Here is a 17,428-nt window from a genome sequence, read left to right as displayed (position 1 = left end):
TGGCCGACCAACTCGACACCGCCATCGAACAAAAGGGCAAAGGCGACCTCGCCACCCTCCTCGCCGGCAGCGACACCTGGACCGTCATCGGCTGAAAACGCCTTCGGCTTGGCTATGAGGCCCGGGACCGGACGTCCCGGGCCTCGTCGTATGCCCGGCGAGCGCCGAGCACGTCGTCCATGCGCCGCTCGGTCCACCGGGCCAGCGCGCTCACCTGCTCCGCCGCCTCGCGGCCCAGCCCGGTCAGCGAGTAGTCGACGCGCGGCGGGATGACGGGCTTGGCGTCCCGGTGGACGAGACCGTCGCGCTCCAGGGTCTGGAGGGTCTGCGTGAGCATCTTCTCGCTGACGCCACGCCCGCCGAGGCTGCCGATCGCCCGGCGCAGTTCACTGAAGCGATACGAGCGGTCGAGGAGCTGGATCAGCACCAGCACCCCCCAGCGGCTGGTGACGTGCTCCAGGACCAGGCGGTGGGGGCACATGGCCTCACCGTCGCCCTTCCACTGACTTACCGACACGACAGTACCTTACTTCAAAGTGGGTACTTTCGCATGGTTAGCGCCGCTCCTAGGGTGAGTGCCATACGAGACACACGGCATCCCACAAGGAGATCCGAACCATGAGCATCGTCGTCACCGGAGCCACCGGACACCTCGGCCGGCACGTCGTGGAGCAACTGCTGGAGAAGGTTCCCGCGGAGGAGATCACCACCGTCGTGCGCGACGAGGCGAAGGCCGCCGACTTCGCGGCCCGCGGGGTGAAGCTCGCCGTCGCGGACTACAACGCGCCCGAGACCTTCGACGGCCTGTTCTCTGCGGGTGACAAGGTCCTGCTGATCTCCGGCAACGAGTTCGACAAGGGCAGGGTGCGGCAGCACCAGGTCGTCATCGACGCCGCGAAGGCCGCCGGGGTGGCGCTGCTCGCCTACACCAGCGCACCGGGCAGCCTGACGGCCGCGCTCGCGGACGACCACCGCGCGACGGAGGAGGTGCTGCTCGCCGCCGGCCTGCCGTACACCCTGCTGCGCAACGGCTGGTACCACGAGAACTACACCGAGAACCTGGCCCCGGTGCTGGAGCACGGCGCGGTCGTCCAGGCCGCCGGCGACGGCCGGGTCTCCTCGGCCGCCCGCGCCGACTACGCCGCCGCCGCGGTCGCGGTGCTGACCGGCGAGGGCCACGAGAACAAGACGTACGAGCTGGGCGGCGACGAGGCGTGGAGCTTCGCCGAGTACGCGGCCGAGCTGAGCCGGCAGACCGGCAAGGAGATCGCCTACACCCCGGTCTCCGTCGAGGCCTTCGCCGGCATCCTGACCGGCGCCGGGCTGCCCGGGCCGCTGGCCGCGATCCTGGCCGGCGTGGACGCCTCGGTCGAGAAGGGCGAGCTGGTGGTGTCCTCCAGGGACCTGTCGCGGCTGATCGGCCGTGCCACCACCCCGCTGGCGGGGGCGGTCGGCGCCGCGCTCAAGGGCTGAGCCGTCCGGCCCCCTCGTCGGCGGACACCCCTCGCCATCCGACACCCCTCGGACTGTCATGACCGTATGGCGATACGGCCATGACAGTCGGGGGTGCTCGGCGCTACCTTCGTTCCCGCGTGACCTGATGCGAGAGGGAGGGGCCCGTGGCCGGGAAGTCCAAGGGTGAGCACCGGATAGGCCTGCTGAACGGCTTCGCCGCCTACGGCATGTGGGGCCTGGTGCCCCTGTTCTGGCCCCTGCTGAAGCCCGCCGGGGCGGTCGAGATCCTCGCCCACCGCATGGTGTGGTCCCTGGTCGTCGTCGCCGTCGCCCTGCTCTTCGTACGGCGCTGGGCGTGGGCCGGACAGTTGCTGCGCCAGCCCCGCCGGCTCGGGCTCATCGCCGTCGCCGCCGCCGTCATCACCGTCAACTGGGGCGTCTACATCTGGTCCGTGAACTCCGGCCATGTGGTCGAGGCCTCCCTCGGGTACTTCATCAACCCGCTGGTGACCATCGCGATGGGCGTACTGCTGCTGAAGGAGCGGCTGCGTCCCACGCAATGGGCGGCGGTGGCCACCGGCCTAGCCGCCGTCGTCGTCCTGACCGTCGGCTACGGCCGGCCGCCGTGGATCTCGCTCGTCCTCGCGTTCTCCTTCGCCACCTACGGCCTGGTCAAGAAGAAGGTCGCCCTCGGCGGCCTGGAGTCGCTGGCCGCCGAGACCGCGCTCCAGTTCCTGCCCGCGCTCGGCTACCTGCTGTGGCTCGGCGCGCACGGCAGGGCCAGCTTCCTGAACGACGGGACCGGGCACGCCGCCCTGCTCGCCTCCACCGGCCTGGTCACCGCACTGCCCCTGGTCTGCTTCGGCGCGGCGGCGATCCGCGTGCCCCTGTCCACGCTGGGCCTGCTGCAGTACCTGGCGCCCGTCTTCCAGTTCCTGCTCGGCATCCTCTACTTCCACGAGGCCATGCCGCCCGAGCGCTGGGCCGGGTTCGCGCTGGTCTGGCTGGCGCTGATGCTGCTCACGGGCGACGCGCTGCGCGCCGCGCGCAGGCCGAGGGAACCTCTCGGCCCGCCGCGCGTGGAGACGCCCGACACCGCACCCGTGGAAGCCTGAACCGGCGGGTCTTTGAACCGGTGGGCATGTGATCCGGCGGACGCCGCTGATGTCGGTGCTCGCCGCCGATGTCAGTGCTCCCGCCGATGTCAGTGCTCGCCGCTATAAGTGGTGAGCATGTCGACTCAACCACCCGCCGAGGTCCCCGTCCCGCTGCACTGGAAGCTCGTCATCGACGCGGCCGACCCGCACGCCCAGGCCGACTTCTGGGCCGCTGCGCTGCACTACACGGCCGAGGACAACAGCACACTGGTCGAACGGCTGCTGTCCCTGGGCGCGCTGCCCGCCGAGGCCACGGTCGAGTACCACGGCCGCCCCGCCTTCCGTGACCTGATCGCCGTACGGCACCCCGACGACCCGTACGACCCGGAGACCGGCACCGGGCTCGGGCGGCGGCTGCTGTTCCAGCGCGTGCCGGAGCCGAAGGCCGTCAAGAATCGGCTCCACCTCGACCTGCACGCCGGTGCGGGCCGGCGCGCCGACGAGGTGGCACGGCTCCGGGCGCTGGGCGCGCGGGTGCTGAACGAGGTGGGGGAACCCTCGGGCACGTGGGTGGTGATGGCGGACCCGGAGGGCAATGAGTTCTGCGTGCAGTAGGGCTGTCGCGGGTTACGGCTGTGCGGCGCGGGCCGCTCGGTCGGTCAGGCGGACCATGCGGGCGCGGGCGGACTCCAGCGGGCGCGGGTCGTCGGCGGCGGGACCCGGCTCGGTGGCGAGGCCGGCCCACAGTTCGATCAGGTCGCGGCCCAGCCGCAGGCCCTCCTCGGGATCGCGCACCGCACGCCACGCGGTCGCCGCGCTCTGCACGTTGCCGTAGGCGGCCTCCGCGTCCCGCGCCTGCCGGCGCAGCCGGGCGAGGTCCAGGGACTGCCGGCAGGCACCGATCGGGTCGCCTGCCAAGTAGGCGATGTAGGCGGACAGTTCGCGCAGGTGCAGCACCTCGGCATGGCGGGGGCCCAGCATGCTGGTCGCCTCGATGACCGTGCGGTCGGCGAGTTGCGCCGCCGCCCCGATACGGCCGGAGCGCACCGCATCGTTGATCCGCGTCATCGGCCCGGTGAGCAGCTCGGCCCCCTCCGCGGTCTCGGTGACGGGCACGTCCGCGAGCACCTCCTCGGCGACGGCGTCGAAGCCTCGGGCGGGAGTGGGAGTCGGGGTGGGGGCGGGCTCGGGCTCGGAGACCTCGACCAGGGGCGCGGGGGCCTTCGTGACCGACATGACCGGCGCGGGGCCGAACTGCCCCGTCGGCGCCTGCACGATTGCGGCCGGCACGGGCGCCGGCTGCTTCACCGGGGGCACATTCCGCAGCCCCTCCGGCGAAGGCACGGTCACCTGTGAAGACGCGGCCATCTGTGAGGCCGTGCCCGCCGCGGTCGGCCGCGCCGGCGAAGCCACGCCCGCCGCACCCGGCTTCGTCGACGCGGGCACCCGTACCGCCCGCCCCGTGACCCGGCTGGAGCCGTCCGCCGAGACCTCCAGGGGAACCACGCAGCCTGCGCGGTCGTCGTGGATCGTGGCGTGTATGGGGGTGCCGACGCTGATGGCCAGCCGCTGGAGGTGGTTGAGGACGGCCTGCTGGATCTCCTCGCCCGGCGCCGCCACCACCGACGTCCCGCCGACCGACGCGCCTCCCGCGCCGAACACCCGGACCGGCACCACCGTCGGATGCGCCACGGGCTGCTGCGCCCGCTTCTTCTCGAAGCTGACTCGAGACATCGGTTTTCCCTCACTCCCCCGGCGCTGCGATCCGGTCGTACGCGTCCTGCCGACCAGTGTGTCGGCTCCCTGCGGTTTCCGCGTCACCGCAGCGTCACAGCCTCGCACCAGCCGCGCCCTGGCGCAGATTGCTTGCGTGTGCATAAAATGCACGTGTCTTTATCCGTCGTACGTCAGCACGCCCCCGGGGGACCCATGAGCCGTCGATTTCTCTTCGTCCTGGGCAGCGCCCGCGCCGAGGGCAACACCGAACTGCTGGCCCGTGCGGCGGCCGAGCAGCTGCCCGGCGATGTCGAACAGCGCTGGATCCGCCTCGCCGAGCATCCGCTGCCCGACTTCGCGGACCTGCGGCACGACAGCGAGCATGTACGACCGACGGCGGACAGCGCCGCCGGTCTGCTGCTTGACGCCACCCTCGCGGCCACGGACATCGTCATCGCCTCGCCGCTGTACTGGTACTCGGTGTCCGGCCTCACCAAGCGCTACCTGGACCACTGGTCGGGCTGGCTGCGCATCCCGGGCGTCGACTTCAAGGCGACCCTGGCCGGGCGCACACTCTGGGGCATCGCCGCGCTCGCCCACGCCGAACAGTCGGTCGCCGAGCCCTACGTCGGCACGCTCAACAACTCGGCCGCCTACATGGGGATGCGCTTCGGCGGCGTGCTGCTGGGCAACGGCAGCGCCCCGGGTGACGTACTGAAGGACACCGACGCGCTGGCACGCGCGAAGACGTTCTTCTCCCAGGACGCGCCCCTCGCGCGCTTCCCGTACGAGCCGTCCGCCGGGTAGCCCTACGCGCTGATGTCCTTCGTCGTGAACCGCGCCCAGGCCGCCGAGCCGAACACGGCCGCGTACAGCGCTTGGAGGTCGAGGTTCTTCACCAGGTCGTCCCAGTAGACGGGGTCGCGGACCAGGTCGGCGAAGGACAGCCAGTAGTGCGAGAACAGGTACGGCCGCAGCGCGTGCAACTGGGGTATCTGGTCCAGGATCTGGACGGTGATGAGTATGCCGACCGTGGTCGCCATCGCCGCGATGCCGCTGTTCGTGAGCGTCGACACGAACAGGCCGAGCGCCGCCATACCGACCAGTGAGGCGGCGACCACCAGGGCGATCAGCAGGGCCCGGCCGAGGCCCTCGGCGAAGCTGATCCGGGTGCCGGATATGGTCGTGAGGTCGCCCAGCGGGAAGAGCAGCGCGCCCACGACCAGCGCCGAGCCGGCCACGATCAGTGTGGCCAGCAGGCAGAAGGCCATCACCGTCGTGTACTTGGTGAGCAGCAGCCGGGTGCGGCCGGCCGGGGCGACCAGCAGATAGCGCAGGGTGCCCGCGTCCGCCTCGCCCGCTATCGCGTCGCCCGCGACGACCCCGACGGCCATCGGCAGGAAGAACGGCAGGGTCGCGGCCAGTGCCGTGAACACCAGGAACAGGCCGTTGTTGGTGATCTGCGTCATGAACGCCGGGCCCTGGCCGCTGTGGTCCACCGTCCGGCCGCCCCGCGTCTGGATCTTCACGGCGATCCCGACCAGCACCGGCACGACGGCCAGCACCCCGAGCAGGGCGAGCGTGCGCCAGCGGCGGAGGGTCGTGAGGAGTTCGCTGCGCAGCAGCCCGAGCGACCACAGAGGGCTCGGCCGGCGGGCGGCTGATGCGGCGACCGCCTCGGACACGGGGACCGTCTCAGCCCGCGACATCGAAACCCTCCCCCGTCAGCGCCACGAACGCGTCCTCCAGCGAGGCCCGTTCGACCGTGAACCCCCGGACCCTGACCCCCGCCGCGACCAGGGCCGCGTTCACCTCGGCGAGGTCCCGCGCGGGCGGTTCGCCGGTGACCCGGTCGCCGTCGGCGGTGACGTCCCCGACACCCTGCTCCTTCAGCACCCGGGCCGCCTCGGCCGGATCCGGGGTGGTCACCACGAGCCGTCCCCGCACCCCGGCCGCCAGGTCGGCCACCGCGCCCTGGGTGACCAGCCGGCCCCGCGCCATGACCGCCGCGTGGGTGCAGACCTGCTCGATCTCGTCGAGGAGGTGGGAGGAGAGGAAGACGGTCGTGCCGTCGGCGGCCAGCTCACGGATCAGGGTGCGGATCTCGCGCATGCCCTGCGGATCGAGGCCGTTGGTGGGCTCGTCCAGGACGAGCAGCCGGCGCGGCTGGAGCAGCGCGGCGGCCAGACCGAGGCGCTGTCTCATGCCCAGCGAGTACGCCTTGGCCTTCTTGCCGGCGGCGGCCGCGAGGCCCACCCGGTCCAGGGCCGCGGCGACGCGGGCGTGCCGGGTACGGGGGTCGGCGGTCGGGTCGGCGGCGTCGTAGCGGAGCAGGTTGTCCCGGCCGGAGAGGAAGCCGTACAGCGCGGGGCCCTCGATGAGCGCGCCGACCTGCGGGAGGACGGCACGGGCCGCCCGGGGTATCGGGCGGCCCAGCACGCGGACCGTGCCCGCCGTGGGCTCGATCAGGCCCATCAGCATGCGGATGGTGGTGGTCTTGCCCGAGCCGTTCGGACCGAGGAAGCCGAAGACGCTGCCCGCCGGGACGGTCAGGTCGAGGCCGTCGACGGCGAGCTGTCCGCCGCGGTAGCGCTTGGTGAGGCCGCGGGTGGCGATGACGCTCGCCTCGGCCGGCCCCGGGGCAGGCTTCCCCGTATCCGCCGTCTGCCCCGGGACACGGTTCCCCGCGTCCCCCTCCTCCCGCTCCGTGGCGGACGGTCCGTCCATCGGCTCCCCCTCGATTCGCGCCTCCCGTGAAGGGTGAACGTGCGATCACGGTCCGTAGTGCCCGGAAGGGGTCACTTTCCCGCGTTCGCCGCCTTCACCAGGGCGTCCTTGGTCACCGCGCCGGCGTACACCTTGCCGTCCTCGGTGATCAGGGCGTTGACCAGGCGGGTCGAGAAGACCGTCCCCTTGCCGAACTTGCCGGAGACCTTGTCGCCGAGCGAGCCGAGGAAGCCGCCGAGGTCACCGCCCCGGGAGCCGGTCGGCAGACCGCCCTTGGCGCCGGTGTCGAAGGTGGCGATGGACGTCCAGCCCTTGCCGAGGACCTCGGCGCCGTTCATGCCCTTGGCGAGGTCCCCGCCGGGCTCCGGCGCGTGCTTGCGAGCCGCGGAGTCCTTCTTCTCCTCCGTCACCTTCGCCCCCTTGGGCGGGGTGAAGTCGAAGGTGGAGGCGGCCGGCTTGGCGAAGGAGACCTGGGTGAAGCCCACGTCGAGGACGGCGGCGCCGCCGCTCTTCGGCGTCAGGGTGAACTTCAGCGGCGTACCCGTCTTCGCGTCGACGGCGATGCTGACGGCGCCGACCGTGGTGCCGGACTGCCTGGGCTTGATCAGCAGCTTGTAGGCGTCGCGGCCGGCGACCCGCTCGGTGCCGTCGACGGTGACGGACGTGGTGCCGTCCACCGACTTCAGCGCCTGGTCGGCGAAGTCCTTCGGCGTGGCCGGGGGCTCGGCCCTGTGCTCCTTGCCGGAGTCGGCCGAGGTGCCGTGGTACACGTCGTTGGTCTTGCTGTCGTAGCCCCACACGTTCTCGCCGTTGTGGATGAGGCTGTACTCGGAGCCGCTCTCCAGCAGCGACAGCTTCTGCTTCTCGGGGCCGTCGGCGGCGACGCGCAGCGTGTGCGTGCCGGAGACCAGCGAGGTGAGCTGGGACTGCGGGTCCGCGGAGGAGCCGTCGCCGGAGCCCTTGCCGGCGGCGGAGGACAGGTTGTTCGCCAGGCCGCCGAGGTCGGGCAGGCCGAGGTCGGTGTCGATCCGCACGGTGCCGGACATGTGCTGCACGTCCGACTTGGCGATCTTCTCGATGAGCTGCTGCGCCGTGATCCTGGGCAGGTCGGGGTCGCCGGAGGCGGCGAGCGCCGGGACCAGACCGATCGTGGCCGCCGCGACCCCCACCACCGCGACCGGGACCGCGTAACGGGCAGCCTTGCGCCGTGCGGCGGGCCGCTCCTCGTCCCGCGCGGCGTCCACTCGCGCGGCATCCACTGCGTCGTCGGATTCGTACGGTGCCATGTGTGCCTTACCTCCGTCGTCGGCGGCGGCTGTTCTCACGCTGGTCCACCAGAGCCGCCATTCTCACCCGAATCGGTGAGGAGTGGTGATTTCCGTGGCTTCCATCTCACCAAATCAGCCATGAGGAAGCGTCAGACCTCGGAGCCAACTCCGCGTACGCCTGCGGTATGACACGCAGGGGCCGCGACTCCACCAACCCGTAGGGGTCTCACCGGAACGGAGGGCCCCATACGAGGTCGCCGAAGGCGTGCCGTGGCGTACAGCCGAAACCCGGTGAGCCGCACAGCCGGAGGCGGGGCCTCGTGGCCGGGTCAGCCGGCGCGGTGCACCACCGCGTCGCACAGTTCCATCAGCGCGGCCTTGGCGTCGCACTCCCGCAGCGGCACCAGCGCGGCGCGGGCCTCCTCCGCGTACCGGACGGTGTCCCGGCGGGCCTGCTCCAACGCGGGGTGGGCGCGCAGCGCGGCCAGCGCCTCGGCGTGCCGGGCGTCGTCACTGAGGTCGGAGTCGAGCAGCTCGCACAGCGCGATGTCCTCGGGCAGTCCGAGGCGGGCGGCGCGCTCGCGCAGCCGGAGCACGGGCAGGGTCGGGATGCCCTCGCGCAGGTCGGTGCCCGGGGTCTTGCCGGACTCGCGGGAGTCGGAGGCGATGTCCAGGACGTCGTCGGCGAGCTGGAAGGCCACCCCGAGCCGCTCGCCGTACTGGGTGAGCACGTCCACGACCGTCTCGTCGGCACCGGACATCATCGCGCCGAACCGGCAGGAGACCGCCACCAGCGAGCCCGTCTTGCCGCCGAGCACGTCCAGGTAGTGCTCGACCGGGTCGCGGCCGTCGGAGGGGCCGGCGGTCTCGAGGATCTGGCCGGTGACCAGCCGCTCGAAGGCGAGGGCCTGCACCCGGACCGCCTCGGGGCCGAGGTCGGCGAGGATCTGGGAGGCGCGGGCGAAGAGGAAGTCGCCGGTGAGGACCGCGACGGAGTTGCCCCATCGGGTGTTGGCGCTGTCCACGCCGCGCCGCACGGCCGCCTCGTCCATGACGTCGTCGTGGTACAGCGTGGCCAGGTGGGTCAGCTCCACGACCACTGCCGAGGGCACGATGCCCGGCGCGTAGGGGTCACCGAACTGGGCCGCGAGCATCACGAGCAGCGGCCGGAACCGCTTCCCGCCGGCCCGTACGAGGTGCTGCGCGGCCTCCGTGATGAACGGGACCTCGCTCTTGGTGGCCTCGAGCAAGCCTTCCTCGACAGCCGCCAATCCGGCCTGGACATCGGCTTCCAGAGCCTGGTCCCGCACGCTCAGCCCGAACGGCCCGACGACGGTCACGAGGGGTCTCCTGTCTGCTGGTGTCTGCTGGCGATTACACGGTTTGTCGATAGGTCGTTGCCATCACTCAAGTCAGCGTATCCGGTCCCGTTTCGATCACCGATAGCGCCCACCGGTCCAGCCTGGGCGGTATCGGATCACGACCGGTATGTTTTTGATCAAGTGATAAGAGCGGACATTTTCGACTTAACAGGAATCCATGCGGTTTGTCGCGAGCCGACGGGGCGAGCGGAGTAATGCCTACGCCCCGGACAACGACAGGCGCCGCGTCACGGGTTCCACTGCCACCCGCCCGACGCACACCGAATCCCCCATGTCGGATTTGGAATACTTTGTTATTTCGTGAGTTGGGTCACGCACGACCTCCGGCGCCACGGAACCGCCAGACCACCTCCCACCTTGCCCCGTCCGCGAGTTGAGGGTTGGCAAACGCAAAGGATCAAGTATCCCAAACGGCACACACCAAGGTCAAATAGGGCGTTGTGTGACTCAGGCACTTGTTCCCGACATGTGCTCTCGCATACGTTCCGGGCCGTCGGGCGGACGCCGAATCCTGCCGCCGCCCGCGTAACCCATCGACGAACTCATTCGTACGGCAGGAGCGGGGGACCCAGGTAAGTCCGCCGGACCGGACGGCACACGCCGCGCCGCGACGGCTAGGGGTGAAGCCATGCCTTCTCACGAAGGCACGGCCGGGCACCTCCCCGCCCGAACCCGACAGCTCACCTCGCAGGCGCCGGAGAGGACTTCCCCATGCCCACTGCCGCTCAGCACCGCCGCACCCGCACCACCCGCCTCGCCCGCGCCCTCGCCGTCGCCGGCACCGGTGCCGCCGTCCTCGCCGTGTCGCTCGTCGGCGCCACCAGCGCCTCCGCGGCCACCGGCACGACCACCAAGGCGGCCTCCACCACCCTCGCCGGGTACCCGAACAACCTCGACGGCTGGATCCGCGAGTCCCTTGCGATCATGGCCCAGAAGGGCATCCCGGGCACCTACAACGGCATTTACCGCAACATCATGCGGGAGTCCTCCGGCAACCCCAAGGCCATCAACCTCTGGGACTCCAACGCCGCCGCGGGCATCCCCTCCAAGGGCCTGCTCCAGGTGATCGACCCGACCTTCAACACGTACCACGTGGCCGGCACCTCCTTCGACCCCTACGACCCGGTCGCCAACATCACCGCGGCCTGCAACTACGCCGCCGCCCGGTACGGGTCGATCGACAACGTGTTCAGCGCGTACTGACAGTCCCGCTGACCGGCACGGCATCGGCCGTCCGGCGCGTGCCCACACCTGACGGAGGGGCACCCGCCGGGCGGCCGTCGCTCATTCCGGGGACGGCCGTACGCCTGGGAGGACCCCGCCCGGGGACGGTCGTGTACAAGGAGGGCCGGTACCGGGGACGGTCCTGTACTGATGTTCCGGTCAGTCGGTCGGGAACAGTCTTTCGAGGACGACGGCGACACCGTCGTCCTCGTTCGACAGGGTGATCTCATCGGCCGCCGTCTTGAGTTCGGGATGCGCGTTGGCCATGGCGGCCCCGTGTCCGGCCCAGTCGAACATCGGGATGTCGTTGGGCATGTCGCCGAACGCCAGCGCCTCCTCCGCCGCGATCCCGAGCCGCTCGGCGGCCAGCGCGAGACCGGTCGCCTTGGTCACCCCGGACGGCTGGAGCTCCACGGTCCCCGGCCCGGACATGGTGACCGTGGCCAGCGAGCCCACCACCGCGCGCGCGGTGGCTGCCAACTCGTCGTCGGACAGGCTGGCGTGGCGAAGCAGCACCTTGCTGATCGGCGCGCACCACAGGTCGTCGCGCCGGCCGACCCGGACCGCGGGCAGGGTCGGGTGCGGCATCCGGTACCCGGGCTCGATGAGCGTGAGCCCGTCGACCCCGTCCTGGTCGACGGCCGCGTACACCTGCCCCACCTCGGCCTCGATCTTGCCGAGCGCGGTCTCGGCCAGCTCCCGGTCCAGCCGGACCGACCACAGCAGGCGGCCGGTCCCGGCGTCGTAGACCTGTGCGCCCTGCCCGCACACCGCGAGTCCTGTGCAGCCGAGGTTTGCCAGTAGCGGCCGTACCCGCGGGGCCGGGCGGCCCGTCACCACCAGGTGCCGGGCACCGGCCCGCGCCACCCGCGCGAGCGCGGCGAGCGACCGGTCGGAGACCGTGTCGTCGCCGCGCAGCAGCGTTCCGTCCAGGTCGGTGGCGATCAGTGCGTACACGGGGGTGGCTGCCATGATCAGAGAATACGGATACCGGGCCCCGCCGACTCACCTTGTCGCCCTGCGCACTTACGTACCAGTCCACCCCAAGTAGTGCCTCCCGGCTCCTCGTTGATGAGGCGGATCGGCCCAGTCGGCGGCTTCAGCCATGGGCCGACGCCAGGTGTTTCGTCAGCCGCGGTGAGGCGAACTCCGTGCCGCAGACGAAGCGCATCACCGGGCCGTACGACGACGCCGCCGGCAGACCGGTGAAGTACAGGCCGGGAACGGACGAGACGAAGCCCGGGCCGAGCTTCGGCGTGCCGCGGCTCACCGCGAGCCGGGTGCGCAGCTCGTGGCCGAGGAAATCCATGGCCGCGATGTCGACGCGGTAGCCGGTGGCGGCGATGACGTGGTCGGCGGTGAGCCGCTCGGGGTGCCCGCCGTGGGTGCGGACGGTCAGGACGGGGCTGCCGTCCGGTGCCTCCGCGCTCACCACCCGCGCCACGTCCTGCACCTGTACGGCGCTCTCGAAGCGCTCGCGCAGCCACCAGGCGCCGAGCGGTCCGAGGACCCGGCGGACCAGGAAGTGGCGGGTGCCCTCGGGCAGATAGCGGTAGGGGTGCGGGTAGTAGCTGAACGCCCACAGCGACCAGGCGCGGCCGAACGGCGACTCGGGGCGCAGCTTGGGCTGCTGCCAGGGCGGCGCGCCGAACGCGACCCGGCCGCGGCCGCGCGCGACGACACGCACGCGTGCCCCCGCCTCGGCGGCGAGCGCCGCCGTCTCCAGCGCGGACTGGCCGGCGCCGACCACGATGAGCTCCTTGCCGGCGAAACGGCTCAGGTCGTGGTGCTGGGAGCTGTGCGAGACCGGGCCGGTGGGCGCCGGTCCGTCGGCCGCCGCTCCCGCGAGCTCCGCCGGCAGGTGCGCGAGCCCCGACAGGCCGGTGGCGACGACGACCGCGCGCGCGGTGAACGTCTCCCCCGAGTCCAGCTTCAGCTCGAAGCCGCCGCTCTTGTCACGGTCCGCGGAGACGACCCGCACCTGCTCCAGTTCGGGGACCAGTTTCTGCTGGAACCACTCGCCGTAGGCGGTGAACGTCTCCACCGGGATGATGTCCTCGTCGGCCACCAGGCGGCGGATACCGGCCGCGTCGCAGTAGTCGGCGAGGGTGTGGCCGGGCTGCGGGCAGTCGAGGTTCGAGGCGGCGGGCGTGGACTTCAGGAGCATGCCCTCGGGCATGTGGTCGCGCCAGCTGACCATGGGGTCGCCGAAGACGCGGACGGGGATGCCGCGCGCCCGCAGATGGGCGGCGGTGGACAGGCCGAACGGCCCGGCCCCGATGACTGCAACCGGTCGAGTCACGAAGTCCCTCCCCAGGACATGGTGCACGCCACTCTTTGTGTGGCTTTGCCTACTTCGTGGAGGTGCCGCTGCCGCGGCGGTTGGTCCGCCACAGCTGATAGAGGTGCTTCGTGCCCGGGCGCACGAAGCGGGCGAGCATCGTGAGGAAGGGCAGCGGGTCGTCACCCGCGAGCCAGGCCAGCTCCGTCCCGCTCGCCTTCGCCGGCGCGTGCGGCGTCGTATAGCCGCTGCGGCGGTAGGCGAGAAGGGCGGGCAGGTCGATGTTCTCCACGATGTACCGGTGGCCGGCGCGCTGTTCCCCCTCCGGAACGGGGCGGCCGGTCAGGTTCAGGTGCATGGCGCGTACGACGTCCACGCCCGACTCGTTCTCGAACAGCCGGAACTGGGCGCCCATGCGCGGGTTGAAGTCGAGGAGCTTGTACTGTCCGTCGCGCCGGTCGAAGCGCAGGTCGAGGTCGATGATGCCGCTGTAGCCGATCTGTTTGATGAAACGTGCGGCGAGGTCGGTGAGTTCCGGGTTGTCGACGACGTAGGCGTTCGCCGTCATGCCGGCGTGCGGCGGCCACGAACGGACCTTGACGCCGGTGAACAGCGCGAGGGGGCTTGCGTCCTGGTCGAAGCAGGCGTGCACGATCCAGTCCTCGGCCTCCTCGCGCGGCAGGTACTCCTGGAGGATCACGCCGGGTTCCTCGCCCCAGTCACGGGCGAGGGAGAGCAGCCCCGCGCGCGTGGCGATCTTCGTGGTGCCGTTGACAGCGGGCCTGCTGCGCCGGACGAACGCCTCCCGGTTCTTGGCCACCACCGGGAAGCGGGCCGTGTCGGCGAAGGCGACGACGTCCTCGTAGGACTCCGGGAACGCCGACGCGGGGGTCGCGATGCCGTGCTCCAGGCACAGTTCGTGCAGACCCTGCTTGCTGGCGAGCCGGCGCGGCAGCGCGGGGTCGACGCGCGGGAAGAGAAAGGAACCGGCCAGCTCGTCCTGGTGCTCGGCGATCAGTACGGCGGCCTCCTCGTCGGTCGGGACGAGGACGGCGGGGCGGCCGATGCGGCGGCCGATGCGCAGCAGGCCCTCGACCAGCCGGCCCGGGTCCTCCGCACCGGTCGTCGGCCACACGAAGGCCTTCTTCAGATAGCGGGAGGAGGCCGCGGGCGTGTAGGCGTCCTCGGTGATGGCGTACATGGGCACGCCGAGCCGGCCCAGGCTGCGGATCGCGCCGACGCCGCCGTGGTGCAGCGGATAGTCGCCGAACTTGACGATCAGTCCTGGTACGTCCCGGTCCGCCTCGAACGGCACACCGACGGTGTCTCCGGCCACGGGTCCCCCCACGTGTCCCCCCATTGGAACGGACCCACCCCGTCCGTGCCCCCAAAGGACGCTAAGCCGGAATTGCCCCCTCCGACAAGGTCTATTCGGACATTGCGAACTCTTTAGGCAGGGTGCGAGCAACCTTTCGAAGGCGGCGCGACACGCACGTTTCGGACACCGTGACGGGTGCCGCAGGAGACTCTGCCCAAGACAGGCATCACGGCCGTAACGTGTGGCGCGACCACATGGAACGAGCGCCATGCACGGCCCGGATGAGAGTGAGGCAGCACCCCATGCCCCCCTTCGACGTCCCCGAGGGCGACCCCTTCGGCCCGCACAACCTTCCCTATGGCGTGTTCTCGCCCTCCGGCAGCGCGGAACGGAGGGTCGGAGTCCGGCTCGGGGACCAGGTCCTCGACGTGGGCGCCGCGGCCGCCGCCCTCGGCTCGCCGCACCACGCGCTGCTCGCGCGGCCCACCCTCGACGCACTGCTCGCCGCCGGCCGCCCGGCCTGGACGGAGGTACGGCGCGCCGTCACGGCCTGGGTCACGGACCCCGCGCACCGCGAGGCCGTCGAGCCGCTGTTCCACCCGCTGTCCGAAGTGACCCTGCACCTGCCCTTCGAGGTGGCGGACTACGTCGACTTCTACGCCTCGGAGAACCATGCCCGCAACGTCGGCCGGATCTTCCGCCCGGACGCCGAGGACTCCCTCACCCCCAACTGGAAGCACCTGCCGATCGGCTACCACGGCCGCTCCGGCACTGTCGTCGTCTCCGGCACGGACGTCGTACGGCCGTCCGGGCAGCGCAAGGCCCCCGCGGACCCGGCGCCCGTCTTCGGCCCGTCGATCCGGCTGGACATCGAGGCCGAGGTCGGCTTCGTCGTGGGCGTGCCGTCCGAGCTGGGCCGGTCGGTCGCGCTCGGCGACTTCCGCGAGCACGTCTTCGGGCTGTGCCTGCTGAACGACTGGTCCGCGCGGGACATCCAGGCCTGGGAGTACGTCCCCCTCGGCCCCTTCCTCGGCAAGTCCTTCGCGACCTCGGTGTCGGCGTGGATCACTCCGCTGGAAGCGCTGGAGCACGCGCGCGTGGCGCCTCCGGAGCGCACGCACCCGCTGCTGCCCTACCTGGACGACTCCGCGCCGGGCATCGAGCCCGGCGGCTACGACCTGCGGATCTCCATCGCCATCAACGGCCATGTGGTCTCCGAGCCGCCGTTCTCCACGATGTACTGGACCGCGGCCCAGCAGCTCGCCCACATGACGGTGAACGGCGCCTCGCTGCGCACCGGCGACCTGTACGGCTCGGGCACGGTGAGCGGGCCCGAGGAGCGCCAGCGCGGCTCGCTGCTGGAGCTGACCTGGAACGGCCGCGACCCCCTGGAACTCCCGGAGGGCAAGCGGGCCTTCCTGGAGGACGGCGACGTGGTGACCCTGACGGCCTGGGCCCCCGGCGCGGACGGCCGCCGGGTCGGGCTGGGGGAGGTCAGCGGACGCGTCGTTGCGGGCTGAGCGACGCCACGGCGCGCGGTCCCGGACGAGGGGCGTCGGGGTGACCGGCGCCTTGTAGCAAGAGACCGACAAATCCGCCGGAGCGAGCAACTTCGACTCCTGGGGGCGGTGCGGCAAGCCCTGCGGGACCGGGAGGCATGGGGCTTCCCGTCCTGCGGGGCGGGCAAGCGGGCATGCCCGGGAGCAGGCGAGCGAATGCGTCGAACGGATCACTGCTCGAGACCTGACTCCCGCCGCCCCGCACCGTCATACTGGGCGCGGACACGCACCACGCGAGGCGCCCTCGGCGCATCTCCTCGCACCACCCGCACCACCTGACACCCGCACAACTCTCCGACCAGGAACCGGAGCCCCGGCATGACCGTCTGCCTGCTCCTGCTGAGCGTCGTCGCCCTGACGGCCGCCCTGCCGGCACCGCGCGCGCTGACCCGTGCCGCCTGGCCCGAGCGGGAACCCGTGGTCGCGTTGTGGGTGTGGCAGTGCCTGGTCGCCACCGTCCTGCTGTGCTGCCTGGCCGCACTGGTCCTGGGTACGGCGGCCGTCTTCCACGCCGTCCGCGACCGCGTGTTCGCCCCCGCCCCGCCCTCCGTCACCGCCGCCTACGACCTCTCCTCGGCGCCGGTGTGGTCCGCCACCCTCACCGTGCTGCTGGCCTGCGGGGCCGCCTGGACGACGGCGATGCTGGCGCGGGAACTCTTCGAGGCCCGCCGCAGCCGTGGCCAGGCCCGCGCGCAGCTGCGAGAGCGCGCCCCCGACCTGCCGGCCGGACTGCCGGCGGCACGCGGCCCGATGCTGGTGCTGGAGGACGAGTACCCGGACGCATGGTGGATGCCGGGGCACCCCCCGCAGCTGGTCGTCACCACCGGCGCGCTGCACCGGCTCACCGACCACCAGCTGGACGCCGTCCTCACCCACGAGCGCGGGCACGCGCGTGCCCACCACGACTGGCTGCTGCACCTGTCCACCGCACTCGCCACAGGCTTCCCGCGCGTGCCGCTGTTCGCCCACTTCTGCGACCAGACGCACCGCCTGGTCGAGCTGGCCGCCGACGACACGGCGTCCCGCCGCTGCGGCCACCTCACCACGGCCCTCGCGCTGATCGAGCTGAACCAGCACCGGGGCGTCCTGTCCTGCGACTCCAGCCGCCGCCTCCTCGGCGAACGCGTGGACCGGCTGCTGGAGCCGCCGCCACGGCTGCTGCGCCGCCACCGGGCCTTGACGACGACGGTGGCCGCTCTGGTGCCGTTGCTGCCGCTTCTCATCACCTTCGCGCCGGGACTGACGGCACTGTCCTGACGGCATTGCCCCGGGCGGTGCGCCGGGTGACAGATCTTGCCGCCCGGAGAGGAAAACCCGCAGGTCAGCGACATATTCAACGCATCCTCACCTGGCGCAACACTCCAGCAACACGACTTTCCCTACCGCATCGGCATGGTTCCA

At 71.6% G+C, this 17,428-nt stretch carries 16 protein-coding genes and 1 riboswitch; of the genes, 7 read left to right on the top strand and 9 right to left on the bottom strand.

What is annotated here, in order from left to right:
- Positions 1–112 precede the first annotated feature (112 nt).
- A complete protein-coding gene (locus ACWGJ5_RS31645) occupies positions 113–481 on the bottom strand; it encodes a winged helix-turn-helix transcriptional regulator (protein ID WP_453313057.1) in 369 nt (122 codons plus the stop codon).
- 137 nt (positions 482–618) lie between these two features.
- On the opposite strand from ACWGJ5_RS31645, the gene ACWGJ5_RS31640 reads away from it, so the two are divergent.
- From ACWGJ5_RS31640 to ACWGJ5_RS31630, 3 genes are all read left to right on the top strand, one after another.
- Positions 619–1,473, top strand: a complete 855-nt coding sequence (locus ACWGJ5_RS31640) for an SDR family oxidoreductase (RefSeq protein ID WP_453313050.1) — start codon at positions 619–621, stop codon at positions 1,471–1,473.
- Between the two features lie 146 nt (positions 1,474–1,619).
- Positions 1,620–2,570, top strand: coding sequence for an EamA family transporter RarD (gene rarD, locus ACWGJ5_RS31635; protein ID WP_453313049.1), 951 nt, complete (start codon positions 1,620–1,622; stop codon positions 2,568–2,570).
- A 117-nt stretch (positions 2,571–2,687) separates the two neighbouring features.
- Positions 2,688–3,167: a VOC family protein gene (locus ACWGJ5_RS31630; protein WP_453313048.1), complete on the top strand. Its 480-nt coding sequence runs from the start codon at positions 2,688–2,690 to the stop codon at positions 3,165–3,167.
- Positions 3,168–3,179: 12 nt separating this feature from the next.
- Here ACWGJ5_RS31630 and ACWGJ5_RS31625 read toward each other — a convergent pair whose 3' ends face one another.
- Positions 3,180–4,286: a hypothetical protein gene (locus ACWGJ5_RS31625; RefSeq protein ID WP_453313047.1), complete on the bottom strand. Its 1,107-nt coding sequence runs from the start codon at positions 4,284–4,286 to the stop codon at positions 3,180–3,182.
- A 195-nt stretch (positions 4,287–4,481) separates the two neighbouring features.
- On the opposite strand from ACWGJ5_RS31625, the gene ACWGJ5_RS31620 reads away from it, so the two are divergent.
- Positions 4,482–5,075 (top strand): flavodoxin family protein, encoded by a 594-nt coding sequence (locus ACWGJ5_RS31620; RefSeq protein ID WP_453313046.1) that lies wholly within the window; start codon positions 4,482–4,484, stop codon positions 5,073–5,075.
- A gap of 2 nt (positions 5,076–5,077) precedes the next feature.
- Here ACWGJ5_RS31620 and ACWGJ5_RS31615 read toward each other — a convergent pair whose 3' ends face one another.
- The 4 genes from ACWGJ5_RS31615 to ACWGJ5_RS31600 all read right to left on the bottom strand — a co-directional run bounded on the left by ACWGJ5_RS31615 (position 5,078) and on the right by ACWGJ5_RS31600 (position 9,603).
- Positions 5,078–5,977, bottom strand: a complete 900-nt coding sequence (locus tag ACWGJ5_RS31615) for an ABC transporter permease (RefSeq protein ID WP_453313045.1) — start codon at positions 5,975–5,977, stop codon at positions 5,078–5,080.
- On the bottom strand, positions 5,964–6,995 hold the full coding sequence (locus ACWGJ5_RS31610; RefSeq protein WP_453313044.1) for an ATP-binding cassette domain-containing protein: 1,032 nt from the start codon (positions 6,993–6,995) through the stop codon (positions 5,964–5,966). The genes ACWGJ5_RS31615 and ACWGJ5_RS31610 overlap by 14 nt, the downstream gene beginning before the upstream one ends.
- Positions 6,996–7,066: 71 nt before the next feature.
- Positions 7,067–8,281, bottom strand: a complete 1,215-nt coding sequence (locus tag ACWGJ5_RS31605; protein ID WP_453313043.1) for a LolA family protein — start codon at positions 8,279–8,281, stop codon at positions 7,067–7,069.
- Positions 8,282–8,592: 311 nt separating this feature from the next.
- Positions 8,593–9,603, bottom strand: coding sequence for a polyprenyl synthetase family protein (locus tag ACWGJ5_RS31600; protein WP_453313042.1), 1,011 nt, complete (start codon positions 9,601–9,603; stop codon positions 8,593–8,595).
- A 566-nt stretch (positions 9,604–10,169) separates the two neighbouring features.
- Positions 10,170–10,352, top strand: a riboswitch (cyclic di-AMP (ydaO/yuaA leader).
- A gap of 4 nt (positions 10,353–10,356) precedes the next feature.
- Here ACWGJ5_RS31600 and ACWGJ5_RS31595 point away from each other — a divergent pair.
- A complete protein-coding gene (locus tag ACWGJ5_RS31595; RefSeq protein ID WP_453313041.1) occupies positions 10,357–10,848 on the top strand; it encodes a transglycosylase SLT domain-containing protein in 492 nt (163 codons plus the stop codon).
- 180 nt (positions 10,849–11,028) lie between these two features.
- Here the strand turns inward: ACWGJ5_RS31595 and ACWGJ5_RS31590 are convergent, their stop codons facing one another.
- The 3 genes from ACWGJ5_RS31590 to ACWGJ5_RS31580 all read right to left on the bottom strand — a co-directional run bounded on the left by ACWGJ5_RS31590 (position 11,029) and on the right by ACWGJ5_RS31580 (position 14,465).
- The gene (locus tag ACWGJ5_RS31590) at positions 11,029–11,841 is read right to left on the bottom strand and encodes an HAD family hydrolase (RefSeq protein ID WP_453313040.1); all 813 of its coding nucleotides are present in this window, start codon (positions 11,839–11,841) and stop codon (positions 11,029–11,031) included.
- A gap of 127 nt (positions 11,842–11,968) precedes the next feature.
- Positions 11,969–13,171, bottom strand: coding sequence for an FAD-dependent oxidoreductase (locus ACWGJ5_RS31585; RefSeq protein ID WP_453313039.1), 1,203 nt, complete (start codon positions 13,169–13,171; stop codon positions 11,969–11,971).
- 49 nt (positions 13,172–13,220) lie between these two features.
- Complete coding sequence (locus tag ACWGJ5_RS31580; protein WP_453313056.1) at positions 13,221–14,465, bottom strand: carboxylate--amine ligase; 1,245 nt, start codon at positions 14,463–14,465, stop codon at positions 13,221–13,223.
- Positions 14,466–14,770: 305 nt separating this feature from the next.
- Here ACWGJ5_RS31580 and fahA point away from each other — a divergent pair, with 305 nt between their 5' ends.
- Both fahA and ACWGJ5_RS31570 read left to right on the top strand, forming a co-directional pair.
- Positions 14,771–15,988: a fumarylacetoacetase gene (gene fahA, locus ACWGJ5_RS31575; RefSeq protein WP_453313038.1), complete on the top strand. Its 1,218-nt coding sequence runs from the start codon at positions 14,771–14,773 to the stop codon at positions 15,986–15,988.
- Positions 15,989–16,345: 357 nt separating this feature from the next.
- The gene (locus tag ACWGJ5_RS31570; RefSeq protein ID WP_453313037.1) at positions 16,346–17,284 is read left to right on the top strand and encodes a M56 family metallopeptidase; all 939 of its coding nucleotides are present in this window, start codon (positions 16,346–16,348) and stop codon (positions 17,282–17,284) included.
- Positions 17,285–17,428 lie beyond the last annotated feature (144 nt).

The organism is Streptomyces sp. NPDC054783 (assembly GCF_053611725.1).
This window is presented reverse-complemented; position numbering and strand designations above follow the sequence as displayed.